Here is a 12,875-nt window from a genome sequence, read left to right as displayed (position 1 = left end):
TACCTCTTGTTAAATCAACTGCCAATTTTTACGTTTTTCCTGTATCCGTTTGCAATATCGGTCATAACAGTGTGATTTGGTAGGACTAAATGCTAATGTTCTACACCAAAAATCATTACGTAAAATAGTTTTACAGATCCGTCGCCAAGACGGGATTTGTTTACTGCTAGTATCACCGTCTTGTTCATCAGGTATTCCATTTGGGTAATCCCGTTCAGCATACCAATGAAGATAAACTGCGATTTTATTTCGGTAATGTTCGGCTGTTTGTTTTGGTAAGCTCGCTAGTAAAAAGTGGGCGTAAGATTTCCATGTATGATGGGTAGGTTTACTAATTTTACGTTGCCCAAAAAAACCTGATTTATTATGAGGGTGAGTGTATAACATACCTGCATCAGCACCGCTCACTCGTTCACAGGCGAGACTCCACGTCTCAGGTTCTAAAACATGGTATAACCATAGTCCTTTACGTTGTTCAGGACCAAATGGCTCACAAATGCGCATCTGACTTAAACTAACCCCAGCTTGGTGCATTAGATCATAAATAGAATTATAGGGGAGGTTAAAACGTGAAATGTATGTCCAAATATCTTTTACATGCCAGTCATAAATAGGATAGGCCATATAATAAAAACCTTCGGGTGATGCCGTTGTCCATGGTATATCATCAGCATAACGTAGTTTTTTGTTGTTATTGATAGCAATAAAGCGATTTAATGATTCATCGGCTCTGATCCCTAATAAAATAACTGAACTACGATGATTTCCTGTGATCCATTGATTAAATGCGGGTGTAAAGTCTTCAAAAATCATATTCGAATGATAAAAAGGGAAAAAGTTTGGATCAGTGATTGCATCTTCTGGAGGTTGTCTTACCCATTTTTTTTCAGGTTCCCAAGCTGTCCAAGTTGGTTCATATTGTGAGATCCCACTTTCTGTCGTTATAGGTAATGCTATCCAGTAAAATCGTTCCGTACAATCTGCATACAAAAGCTTCATTTTTGCAACATGGCTAATGGTAGCGGAGTATTGGACTTCCCAGTCAAGAAACATAACATTGAATTTTCGATGTCGCTTTCTTGCTTCTGCAGCAACAAGATGAAACAGAACAGTAGAATCTTTACCTCCAGAAAAGGAGAGAGAGATTTGTTCAAAAGTATCAAACAACCATTCAATTCGTGTTTGAGTAGCATCTAGCACATTAATTCCAAGAGGAATTTTGTATTTGCAAGACATAACTATCACCAGAATAAGTTAGTTAATAGTGATTATTACTTAATCATATTTAGATTATAAAGGTAAGTAATGGTTGCTGATTGTTACTGAAATTTACTTAAAATATAGAATAATAAATCATATATCATTGTTATTATTGATAATTTTTAGTAATGAAAGCTTTCATTTATAATTAATAGAAATGAAGTAAGTGATTTAGTTAGTAGATGATATTTTAAAAATATTTCCTGATTTACTATTCGGTATTTCCAACTATTCATTCAAGAAATAAAAAATAAAATAGTCATTTTTTGATAGGGTATTGTATGACATTAAGTACACATGATGGAGCTAAAGTATATACACCAGTGTCATTGAAGCTATATGATTGGTGGGTGCTTAATATTTCTAATAGCTATGCATGGCAGTGTGATACGAATAAATATTTAATACCACATTTTAAAAATCATCTCGGCGATCGCCATATGGATATTGGTGTTGGAACGGGATTTTATTTAAAAAAATCTTTAAATTATATAAAAGAAATCTCATTGACTGATCTTAATTTACACAGTCTGGAACATACTAAAAAGTATGTACCTGATGATAAATTAATAAATTGTCTCCAGCATGATGTTTTTCAGCCTTTTTCTAATAAATTAAATGCATCTTATAATTCTATCTCCTTGTTTTATTTACTACATTGTTTACCAGGAACGATGGTTGATAAGAAAAAAGCGATAGAAAATATAAGTTATTTACTGACAGAAAAAGGGGTTTTATATGGCACAACGATTTTAGGGCAGGGAGTAAAGCATAATATTTTTGGTAAAAAATTAATGTCTATTTACAACAAAAAAGGTATTTTTTGCAATTATTCTGATTCAGCGGACTCTTTGGAAGAAATGCTTTCCTCTTTATTCCATGACATCTCTATACATGTACAAGGTACTGTAGCTTTGTTTACAGCAAAGAATAAAAAATAATAAGAAATATTATTCTAATTAGAGGCTTTTTATCTTTATTTTCTTAAGGAATAGTATGTTAGTGCGTAGTCTGTTTTTTGCCTTTTCATTATTAACGCCAGTGGCATTTGCCACAGATACATTAAGTCATAATATTGAATATTATTCTAATGTTACGTTAACGGATTTTAATTCAGGAAAAATTGAAGATGGTCGGTATTTTTGTGTTAAAGCCATGAATCATGGTGGTGAAGTTATCGCCTGTGCAGTGTCTAACAAGTCAGATTGGGCTTCTTCTTATGAGCACTTTTTTCAGCAAGCACATTATTACTACACAACAGGTAAAAGCTTTAGATTATACGTTCAGCCTAATGTTTGGACTCATCCCAAATTTACTCGAGTATATTCAAATAAAGCGATAGCTGGATTCGCTAGTTGCCATAATAGTCGTTGCATGGGGCCAACAAAAGATAACTAATTGATTAATATTAAATGGTATAAATCCCATTAGAGTTTCAGATAGGTTTTTTTAATGAGTGAAGAGTAAAAGAATACTCTATAAATGCTAACGTAATGGCATTTAGGAGGCTATATGAGATTTTTATTTAAAAGTATTTTTCTTGCAGTAGGTATTTTGTCTTCTAGTTTTGTTATGGCAGATAATGCTGAACAACATTAATCGTGTAGCTAAAGATATCGACGTTAGTGTAAACGCCCCCGAAGGGGGCGTTAAAGAATGGCTTGCAAAAAATGGTACGTCTTGATTTAAAAGGTTAATTATTGCTTTTTTAAGTTAACAGAGGCCTTTTAATGGGGTTTTTTATATGTTTAAAGCTAATTATGTTGGATACAGATAAAGTGTTACTCATCTTTTAGTAACGAAAAATTTTCACACCACACATTACGTGAACCCTATTTTTCTTAAATAATCATATCTGTCTTAATCCTTTTGAAAAAAAACAACTCTTTTAGGCTCAATAAACCAGTGAATGGTAGAGTTAAAAGTTAATAAAATAGAGAGGAAAATAGTTGATAGTGTCAGTAATATTATTACTAATGAATTATATTCTACATGGAAATAAGCTAGGATTTGTAAAAAAATAAAACAAATAATAGGATGGATTAAATAAACACCTAAAGCATTGTTTGATACTCTAGCATATTTATCAGTTGATAAAGCGAAATAAATTATACTAGAACCTAAAACGATACTTATAAAGAATTTTAAAATATACATAACAAAAAAAGACGATAAAAAATCAACTTTGGTCATGTTTATAATTAAGCTTGTGATACTTTCCTTATGATAGAGTGTGACTATAGCTAAAGTTGTCGTGATTACAATTATCAAACAAGGCTTTTTTCTAAGTGAGGATATTTTTTCAGCACTAATAAAATAAGCAATTATAAAGAATGGGAAATATATAATAATAGAGAAAAATTTTGACGAGTTAATTAAATTATTTTGGGCTAAATAAGAAAGGAATAATGATCCTATCAAAATACAAAATAATATTAAGCTATTAGATTTTAATTTTTTTGGTAATAATAAGAAAAAAGCTTGCCAAACAGGAGTGGCTAAGAAAAACCATACTCCATTTTGAGGTTCAAAGATATAAGTATTTAAACTCAATTCGCCTGAGAAGTATAGCGGAATTGCATCAACTGTTTGAAATGTTAAGTAAATGATAAAAGATGAAAGTAAACTAAGTTTTAAAGATTTCCACGTGGTATTCTTCGTTACGAATGCAACTATAAATACAAACATAGGAATTAATGTTAAGTCAAAAATATCAATAAAAAATGAGACTTTATTTTTATCAGCTAAATTTAAGTAGAAATTAAAAACAATAAAAGAACTCAATATCAGCTTTAAAGTAGGCCAATATGGTTGGGTAATTTGATTTGATTCAGGCTTAATTTGTTGTTTCATATGGGCGCCCTATATAGAAATTAATTCATTGTACTGTATTGATATACTTATTTGAAATGAATTTATTGGCATTAACTAAGAAACAGTTTCAATTTACCTTGAATAAATAGTCGTTCTATAATTTTAGTCCAAATCTACTATAACTAATTGTTTTATATTAATTAAATGATAAGTAGCATCAATAATGCAGGAGAAGAAAATAGTGTACCCATTCTTGATTAAATAGCAGATAAATTGTGTGATCAAAAATTTAAGAATGTCGATAAAGTTAGACAAAAATTATGGGAAGAAGTATTAAAATTCTGAGTGAAGCAAGAATTTTATACAAAGTAACAGAACTTGAATGCGAAATAGTTTGGCGCCTATACTAGGTAGAAATACAGTGTTGGTGGATAATTCGTTTGAGCTTCATTCTGATAAACTGATTAGTTAAGATAGGGGGAGGGGATTATAATATAGGGGGTATTCTATATTCAAAGCTCGTTATGTTGGGTGTAGATAAAATGTCACTAATCTTGAAGTGAAGATGGCTTTTCACTCTACATATCACGTGTTTTTCTCTTAAATAATTATATTTGTCATAATGCTTTTAATAAACGCCTGGTCTTTTGTGATTTTGTTCCATATTCCTTAACTTAGAGCCAACACCTATTTCGCCAGCTAATATTTTGAATACTTACCTAATCATGTTTATATCTTCAATATAAATTAAGAAAAGCTTAAAATAATCTCTTTATTATTCAATAATCAATGGTGTTTTTTACAATTGGATAAATCTCATGGAAAAAAATATAAAGTTTTGATTAATTATATTAAATTAGTTAGTGATGTATTAGACGTATGTACCAAATAGTATTAGGAGATTATATGAAACTATTATTAAAAAGTTTTGCTTTTACGGTTAGCCTTTTATCTGCGGGTTTTGTTATGGCTGATAATGCAGATGAGGTAACGAAAGTATCTTATACATGTGAAAACAATAAAATAATGGAAGTTATTTATATAAATACAGAAAAGGATAGCTATGCAATTATTAATCAAATGAACGAAATGATACCAATGAAAATTATGAAAATGGCTTCTGGAGCAAATTATGAGGCAATAAATAAAAATTACACCTATAAGCTTTATACTAAAGGTGATAATGCCGATTTAGTTGAAGGAACAGACAAACCAGTATTGAGTGGTTGCAAAGCTAGCTAATAATTATTAGTTTTATTAAAAATTATTTAGCATTCTTATAAAGGTCACTTCGGTGACCTTTTTTGTTATTTTGTATTAAATTATTCAATAAAAAACCCCCAAGGTGAATTGGGGGAAATGGGTTATATTGTTATAATAAGAAAAAGATTATGAGTTTTCTTTATATTATAAAATAATTTAAATCTCCATGTTTTCTATTTAATTTTATTAATATGAGATAAAAAAATATTGTTTTTTTATAAAAATTAAATATTTTTATGGGTAAGGGAAAAGGTAAAAAAAATCCATCTGAGTGAGATGGATTAAAAAAGTAATAAAATATGCAGTAGGAAGGAATTAGAACACTTATTTGAAATAAGTATTCTAGAAATTAATCATTACACATTTGTATAAAAATTAATTCCGTTATTATTAATAAATTATTTTTTTATAACGGTCAATGTTTATGGTCGATAATTTTATTGATTCTGATCACAAAGTTTAATTTTTAATTTTTAATTTTCTAAATTAAAAGAATACTAAGAAAGGTTGTTTGAGTGAAAATTATCATTTAGAATTACAAAATTATCATTTTGATATTTATTTAATAAACAGAATTTTAAATCTAATGATATAGTTCACGCAATTTTACTTAATTGAAGTATCCTGTTTTTTATATGGCTCTTCTTATTATTCAAATTATTCAAAGACAAAAAAAATCCATCTGGGGAAGATGGATTAAAAGGAAAATACTCATATCGTATAATGATGAGAACAGCATGTTAACTAAATGAACAACTTAGAATCTATAACCCTACAGCGTTAATGACATTATTATTAATAAACAAAATAAAATAAAAACTCAATAGCTATATCGCAATAATGATCTTTTGTAATATAAAAATATCAATATGTTTTATCTTGGGTGTTGTGAATCAGTTTATTACTAACTCAATATGCTTGGAATAATCTAACAGCAGAAAAATTCTGGCAGTGCAGAGTATGAATCAGTCACTTATTATAATAATTGGTTTAGTGAGACTTTTGTCAGTGCTGACTACAGAATCAACCCTATGATATTGTTAATTATTCTTTTTCTAGGAGTATTACTTATGGTAGTCGTGTAACTTGAAGGATATTCTGTGAAAAATTAATTGTTGAGGTCATAGATATGAGAACGCTTTCTAGAATAAGTAAATCGTTGCTGATAATTATAGGATTGTCAATGATATCTGTTTCTTCTTATGCTGATCCAAATAATGGGCATGGAAGAGGTCAAAATAAAGGATATCAAGGAGAGAAACCAAACAAATGGCATAATAAATCACAAAATAACCACTTTGATAATGAAACATCTTTCTCAATTTCGTTATCTTACAATGAGGCTAGAGCAATTGCGCTGAATGGTGGATTTACTGGATACTCATCGCTACCGCCAGGTATTGCTAAAAATTTAGTAAGAGGAAAGCCATTGCCTCCTGGTATTGCGAAGAAAATGGTTCCTGAAAAAATGCTTAGCCAATTACCTTACTATCCTGGTTACGAATGGCGCATTGTTGGAAATGATTTGGTGTTAATTGCATTAAGCACAGCAATAGTGGTTTCAATCATTAATAATGTTTTTGATTAAAATATTATAATGAATTAAATATAGTTGAACAATTGCTGAGTTTTAATCTATAACCATAACCTTGTGGGTTTAAGAGCCTTAAGAGTTGAACCTTCCTTTTTTCTTGCGAGAAAGGGTTTTCTGCTTCCGAAGCAGATTGTGCGGATATAGATTAAATGGCTAGTGTGATTTGATGCTGGTTTGCTAGTTACGCGACAACTTAACATAATACTTTTCCGCATATTTGTAATTTCTTTTAACTCTTTTACCTTTATTTATATTTGTATGGTTCTTATTATTAATGATGATCCATCTTAAATAAAACATCTATATAAAAATTAGAATGATTAAGCCAAGTTAAATAAATCCACCATAATGTATTGCTCGTCATCGTTAAATGATGATTTTGTAAAACAGTGTAAGTCAGACCGTTCTGTTACTGTTTTGTGTCAATATTTTCTTTTTACAAATGGGGAAATATTATGTCTACAATGAAAACAGAAGTTATTGTTATTCGTTTAACAAAAAAAGAACGCGCATTATTGGATTCAATAAAAACAGCACCATTACTTGCAGATTGGATGAAAGAATTAGCGCTTTCTAAATTACGAGAGCAAGATATTTCATCTAATAAATAGTAACTAATGCCGACAAGAGGGAATTAAGTCGGCATCTCTATTTTTATGATTTTTGTCGTAGGAGTTTATTGTTTTACCTGTTTTTTATTGTATTAAATGAACGGTTGTAAAATTAGGCACGTTAATATAGTGAGATAAAAAATAGAGAAAAAATAAAAATATTGCTTAATGTAGTCGTTAGCATTGATTAAGTTACATTAAATCAAATGGTTTTAGTTTTTTAAAAAGTATTAGAGTAAAGTGAAAGAGATGTAATCTAGCTATAATCAGACATGCTACTAATACTAACCATTGCTAATAAAAAAGCCCAATGTGGCGGCATTGGGCTTAGTGACTCGAATAGATGGGTATAAAAAACTATTAGAGATCGATATAAATGTAGTGAATTTTCATTTTATAAATTAACAATAAATGCTTTTTTTTAGTAAAAAAGTGTTTTTATGCTTTATGTTGTCTAGTTTTAAGGCAAATTGGTGTTTTTTCATTCCCTATGAGCATCTGGTGTTACGTGGGTTTACTTGTTTTTACTTTTTGCTATGTGAATAGATGGCTCTATGTTCTCTTTTGGCGGTACTTAGTTGATAGCGATAAGTTGATTTTCCTATTGTGAGGAATATCGTGTGCAAAAGACAACTTTTATCAACTCTGTTTACAGAATATCTGGAAAGATGGCTACCTAAAGTAATAAATTATCTTTATCTACCAAAAGGATATAATTTATTATTGGTAGGGATGGATATGTTTGGTTTGAAGAGATAAATAAACACGTATTTTTCATTACGTTATGATTTTTAGATTAATTATATTTACATTTTTTATACGCTCTTGTGCATTGAATTTTATAACTATGTTGAAAGTGCACAATATAAGAATAATAGGTTATTTTAAAAAATAAAAATATTAATTGATATTGGTCTTGTTTTTAACATAAAGGCAATGACAGTCTACTCGGTTTGGGTAAATATTATAAGAGTATTTAATTCACAATTAATAAGGAAGGTAACTATTTATGTTTCCAGAATATCGTGATTTAATTTCAAAACTTCGCCAGACTGATCCCGATTTTCGTGCTCTTTTTGAACAACATAACGAACTTGACCATAGAATTGTTAGATTAGAGCATAAAGATAGAAGAGGGTATGGTGAAGAAGTTGTTGAGCTAAAAAAACAAAAATTGAAACTGAAAGAAAAAATTCATCAGATCCTCAAAAATCCACCGGAAGAAGAGTAAGTAGTAAAAATAATTACTCCATAAATTTATAAAGATACAAAACCATCTAACTAAAAAAGGATGGTTTTTGATTTTTAGAAAAATAATTTATTTTTGATTAAAAATCGTATAAATCACACCGTTTATTTATAAAGAAAAGGCTACTGATGTAGCCTTTTTACTGCCTAGGTTCTAAAAATGGTAATTTAGTTATGTACTATGTTAAAATTCATCTTTCCAAAGTACATCAAAATGATTTGAATTTATTTTATAAACAGCTCTAACATTATCATTAATATACTGTTTATAATTTTCATCGTCAGAAAAATAAATAGATATGGCTAGCTCACATTCTGATGATATTTTTCGCGGAGCATCAATAATTTTTGAGGAAAAATTATTTTGCTGGAGTTGTTGTTGAAGTTTTTTTACAGCGTATTGTTCATGAAAAAGAAATAAATAGTTATGCGTCATTTTTTCTAGTTCCATTATTATTTGCTTTACTTATATTAAGGGTATAAATGGTCGCAACAATGACAGCAAACAATAAACCAATAATAATAACTAGCTTACCATTATCCGTGACACCGGCTGGGCTCGAGGCATAATTGAAGTTATGAGCAAATGCAGCCCCGACTAACATCCCCATCACGCTTATTGCAGCGTCTGAGTTACCTTGACCAGCATTAGCTAGTTGTCGTAATGGGCAACCTGTAATGAGTACACCGCATAAGCCTACCAGTGTCATAGAGAGAAAATTCCATAATCCATCGCTGTGGGCTATGGGTTGATTTTCAAAACTAAAATTAAACTTGCCTAAATAGAGATTACCCATAAAAACAACGAGTGTTAATGCGATTACACCAAGCGCCATATTATAATTGCGTGATAGAAATACATGTTTGGCCATTCCAATAAAGCAGAATCTTGTTCGTTGAATAATAAAACCAATAATAAGCCCTGCAATGATAGACATCCATACTGGTGCATGACTTGATCCAGGTCCTTTTACACTGGCATTGAATATATCACTCTTCCATAAGAATAAAGCAAATAGGAATATACATATAGTAGGTAAAATAAAACCTTCTATAGGTGATTGGCTGTAATTTCTTGGGAGAGAAAATCCTTTTTTAACAAATAAACTGCCAATACCAATTCCTATAATTAATCCAATTAATCCTATTACAGCATTTAAATCACCGGCACCGATACGAAGTACCATTCTTAATGGACAACCTAAAAATACTAAGCAACCAACCATCATTAGAAAGCCCAGTGTAAAACGAATAATAGGTGCAGAACCTGCTTTTGATTGAAATTCTTTAAAGATAAGTGCGGCAATAAAAGAACCAAGAATAAAACCAAATATTTCAGGACGAAGATATTGTACCGTTTCGGTGTGATGTAAGCCCATACTTCCTGAGCTATCACGAATAAAGCAAGCTACACAAATCCCCATATTAGGTGGATTTCCGTTAATACCAAGAAGTAACGCAATAGCACCAATAATAAATCCAGATAAGATTAAAACCCATTTTATAGACATCAAATGCCTCCGTTGATGGGGGAGCCCCCCTGACTAATAGAACCTATTAAGTACGGAGCAACTATATATAAGAATAAAGCATGATTCTTTTAAATAGATCACGTCAAAATTAATAAACTAAAATTAATCATCATATTTTGATTGTGTTTGTAATAATAATCATTATTAGATTAGGCTTTGTTTTTTTAATTAAGATAATGCTTATCCTTATTTTATTATTATTTGAGATAATGCTGACGTAAGAAAATAATGGAAGTTACTTTTTAATGGTTAATAACACTTAAAGGATATTTATGAGAAAGCTTATTTTAGCATTGGGTTTGTTGTCAATTTCATCTATCGCTGTTTCTGCTGATTTATCTAAAGCATGTGAAGACTATTTTAAAGAAACTGACTCTTATGTTGAGTTAATGGCAAAAAATGATTCAACTAAAGCTCAAGCAGAAGCAATGAAAGCGCAATATGATCAAGCTAAAGAACAATTTGCAGCATTACCTAAAGATGTTCAGGAAAGTACTTGTAAGCAAGCTTTAGATTCTTTAGAGCAAATGAAAAAAATGTCAGCAGGCCAATAAATTTTATTCTATTACGATAAGCCTTATAATAATTAAAGTTATAAGGCTTTTTTTCTCATTATTTAAGTTAAGTTATTCTCTTATTTTGTATTACTAACCAGTTTATAGCTTAAATTATCTCTTATTATCATTTTATAAGTTGATTTTTTTATTTTTATATAAATGAAGAAATTTATTTTGTTGATGAAACGATTTTATGAAATAATTATTTTCTCCTATTTCTTATTGACATTCAGTTTATGCATTATTTTTTATTTTTATTACTTTCTGTATTTATAAGCACTGGTTGTACTACTAATAAAATAACTCAGGTTAAGTTAACGAAAACACGCTCAAATAATCCCAATATTGATAGTCACTTGATTAATAATAACTTGGCTTTTATGTTAGGAAAACAGTCTCGTTTTGAAGTGGAAGCCCAAGAAGAAAAACAAAGATTTGGACAAGTCTTTAAAGTTGGTTTAAACGATAAAAAACCATCAATAAATAATCAGTATTTAAATAATAATTCAACATTAAAGCCTATTCAAAAAATAAGCTTTACCATGCCTGTTCCTGAACCTATTTGGAATGAAGAAAAACAAACAGTTGAATTCAAATGGAAACAAAAGCCACATTATACTTTTGATGCCTATTAATATTTTAATATCAAATTAAAATTTATTTTATATGGAAAAATATGCGTATAGTAATCTTCTTATTATCTGTTCTTTTACTGGGTTGTACTACTGATAATGTTACTTTTAGTGCGGGTAATTCAGGGAGCCATAGAATAGGCAGCCCAGTGTGTTCTACATTAGTTTGTGGTAAGAATACTCGAACCCCCGGAGAACAAAAAGCAATTAATGAAGCCGTTCATGAACAACAACGGGCAATTATGCGAGGCGAAAAACCTGATTTGCAGATCATGGCTTCTTATTAAAATTTAACACTATTATCTATGCCAGTAATGACTACTGGCTGATAATAAATTTTTATATTTTATTAATAATAAAATTAGCTCTATCAGTTATACTTATTTTAGGTAGCTCTATTAAATTATAATTATATCTTTTATAAATAGCTACCATAGCTAAATAGGTTTCTTTTGCTTCTTTTTCTGTTTGTTTTCTTTCTTGATCTTGAGTATAAATTTCGGCCCATGGTGGTGCTATAAACACATTTGTGGAATAACGAAATAAGTTAATTGCCTTATCAATGTGTTTGGGAATAGCTAAACCACATAGTAGTAAATACCCTGCAATATCAGGGAGGCCTCTATCATAGAAATAAAGTTTTTTATTGTTGTTTGCTTCATGCCATGACCGTAACTCCCAAATTAGCATTGCTTGTGCAAAAACGTTAGGTTCTTCCCATGGTAATGCATTTCCTTCAATCACACTTTGGTCTTGAATAATGGCTCTTCCTGCTTCTAAAAAACAAGGATAACCTCTATTTTTAAGTTCATTTATTAGTGTGGTTTTTCCAGAGCCGGGGCCTCCAGTTAATATAATACGATCTGATTTTGCAGGCATGATAACTCCTATAAGTTTATATAATTAATTAAGAGAATGGTGATGATGTATAGAAGGCGTTAAGACTAAAGTTGTTAGAGGTTAAGTATACTTAAAAAGGAAACTAGAAAAGTGTATTAGCATTAAATGCTAATATAAATCTTAAGTGGCTTTATTTCACGAAGCTCAAAAAATAGCGTAATGATTACATTATATTAGAATAAACGCAATGAATAAACATTAAGGAATGCAAGGCTCTAGGGCATCGTTGCTATTTTGGAAAGGATTTAGTAAATAACTACATTTTTTAATAAAGAACTTTTATTTTGATAAGAGTTGATAGTTTAAAATCAAATAGTATGAATTTATAAACACAGATAATTAACTATATAAAAATAAAAAGGTAATCTCATTATATTGAGTTTTATTTCCTCTTGTTCTTCTTATTTTTTATTTCGGCATTTTATGCCTATAACGATATCGAATAGCAATTGAAAGAAGATGAA

Annotated in this window: 14 protein-coding genes; 9 read left to right on the top strand and 5 right to left on the bottom strand. The window is 29.8% G+C overall.

Annotated elements, in window-relative coordinates:
- Nucleotides 1-9: 9 nt before the first annotated feature.
- On the bottom strand, nucleotides 10-1,236 hold the full coding sequence (locus QSH13_RS01440; RefSeq protein ID WP_109397220.1) for a phosphoadenosine phosphosulfate reductase: 1,227 nt from the start codon (nucleotides 1,234-1,236) through the stop codon (nucleotides 10-12).
- A 305-nt stretch (nucleotides 1,237-1,541) separates the two neighbouring features.
- On the opposite strand from QSH13_RS01440, the gene QSH13_RS01435 reads away from it, so the two are divergent.
- Nucleotides 1,542-2,201, top strand: coding sequence for a class I SAM-dependent methyltransferase (locus QSH13_RS01435; protein ID WP_196544841.1), 660 nt, complete (start codon nucleotides 1,542-1,544; stop codon nucleotides 2,199-2,201).
- A 55-nt stretch (nucleotides 2,202-2,256) separates the two neighbouring features.
- Complete coding sequence (locus QSH13_RS01430) at nucleotides 2,257-2,658, top strand: subtilase family AB5 toxin binding subunit (protein ID WP_196544842.1); 402 nt, start codon at nucleotides 2,257-2,259, stop codon at nucleotides 2,656-2,658.
- A 462-nt stretch (nucleotides 2,659-3,120) separates the two neighbouring features.
- On the opposite strand, the gene QSH13_RS01425 is transcribed toward QSH13_RS01430, so the two are convergent.
- The gene (locus QSH13_RS01425; RefSeq protein ID WP_196544843.1) at nucleotides 3,121-4,113 is read right to left on the bottom strand and encodes an acetyltransferase; all 993 of its coding nucleotides are present in this window, start codon (nucleotides 4,111-4,113) and stop codon (nucleotides 3,121-3,123) included.
- 867 nt (nucleotides 4,114-4,980) lie between these two features.
- On the opposite strand from QSH13_RS01425, the gene QSH13_RS01420 reads away from it, so the two are divergent.
- The 4 genes from QSH13_RS01420 (at nucleotide 4,981) to QSH13_RS01405 (ending at nucleotide 8,773) form a co-directional block, all read left to right on the top strand.
- Nucleotides 4,981-5,316 carry a c-type lysozyme inhibitor gene (locus QSH13_RS01420; protein ID WP_109397223.1) on the top strand — a complete coding sequence of 112 codons (336 nt, stop codon included), beginning with the start codon at nucleotides 4,981-4,983 and terminating at the stop codon, nucleotides 5,314-5,316.
- 1,150 nt (nucleotides 5,317-6,466) lie between these two features.
- Nucleotides 6,467-6,925 carry an anti-virulence regulator CigR family protein gene (locus QSH13_RS01415; RefSeq protein ID WP_109397224.1) on the top strand — a complete coding sequence of 153 codons (459 nt, stop codon included), beginning with the start codon at nucleotides 6,467-6,469 and terminating at the stop codon, nucleotides 6,923-6,925.
- A 461-nt stretch (nucleotides 6,926-7,386) separates the two neighbouring features.
- Entirely contained in the window at nucleotides 7,387-7,542 is a 156-nt protein-coding gene (locus QSH13_RS01410; protein ID WP_185900850.1) for a hypothetical protein, read from the top strand.
- Between the two features lie 1,009 nt (nucleotides 7,543-8,551).
- Entirely contained in the window at nucleotides 8,552-8,773 is a 222-nt protein-coding gene (locus QSH13_RS01405) for a DUF465 domain-containing protein (protein ID WP_109397225.1), read from the top strand.
- Between the two features lie 201 nt (nucleotides 8,774-8,974).
- Here the strand turns inward: QSH13_RS01405 and QSH13_RS01400 are convergent, their stop codons facing one another.
- Both QSH13_RS01400 and yedE read right to left on the bottom strand, forming a co-directional pair.
- Nucleotides 8,975-9,241, bottom strand: coding sequence for a putative Se/S carrier-like protein (locus tag QSH13_RS01400; protein WP_109397226.1), 267 nt, complete (start codon nucleotides 9,239-9,241; stop codon nucleotides 8,975-8,977).
- Nucleotides 9,216-10,301 carry a YedE family putative selenium transporter gene (yedE, locus tag QSH13_RS01395; protein WP_228407281.1) on the bottom strand — a complete coding sequence of 362 codons (1,086 nt, stop codon included), beginning with the start codon at nucleotides 10,299-10,301 and terminating at the stop codon, nucleotides 9,216-9,218. The genes QSH13_RS01400 and yedE overlap by 26 nt, the downstream gene beginning before the upstream one ends.
- A 293-nt stretch (nucleotides 10,302-10,594) precedes the next feature.
- Here yedE and QSH13_RS01390 point away from each other — a divergent pair, with 293 nt between their 5' ends.
- The 3 genes from QSH13_RS01390 to QSH13_RS01380 all read left to right on the top strand — a co-directional run bounded on the left by QSH13_RS01390 (nucleotide 10,595) and on the right by QSH13_RS01380 (nucleotide 11,798).
- Nucleotides 10,595-10,876, top strand: a complete 282-nt coding sequence (locus QSH13_RS01390) for a DUF5339 domain-containing protein (protein ID WP_109397228.1) — start codon at nucleotides 10,595-10,597, stop codon at nucleotides 10,874-10,876.
- Between the two features lie 239 nt (nucleotides 10,877-11,115).
- On the top strand, nucleotides 11,116-11,514 hold the full coding sequence (locus QSH13_RS01385) for a hypothetical protein (protein ID WP_286038706.1): 399 nt from the start codon (nucleotides 11,116-11,118) through the stop codon (nucleotides 11,512-11,514).
- 41 nt (nucleotides 11,515-11,555) lie between these two features.
- Complete coding sequence (locus tag QSH13_RS01380) at nucleotides 11,556-11,798, top strand: hypothetical protein (RefSeq protein WP_109397230.1); 243 nt, start codon at nucleotides 11,556-11,558, stop codon at nucleotides 11,796-11,798.
- 52 nt (nucleotides 11,799-11,850) lie between these two features.
- On the opposite strand, the gene QSH13_RS01375 is transcribed toward QSH13_RS01380, so the two are convergent.
- Nucleotides 11,851-12,390, bottom strand: a complete 540-nt coding sequence (locus tag QSH13_RS01375) for an AAA family ATPase (protein ID WP_109397231.1) — start codon at nucleotides 12,388-12,390, stop codon at nucleotides 11,851-11,853.
- Nucleotides 12,391-12,875 lie beyond the last annotated feature (485 nt).

This window comes from Proteus faecis (genome assembly GCF_030286765.1).
GTDB lineage: Bacteria > Pseudomonadota > Gammaproteobacteria > Enterobacterales > Enterobacteriaceae > Proteus > Proteus faecis.
This window is presented reverse-complemented; position numbering and strand designations above follow the sequence as displayed.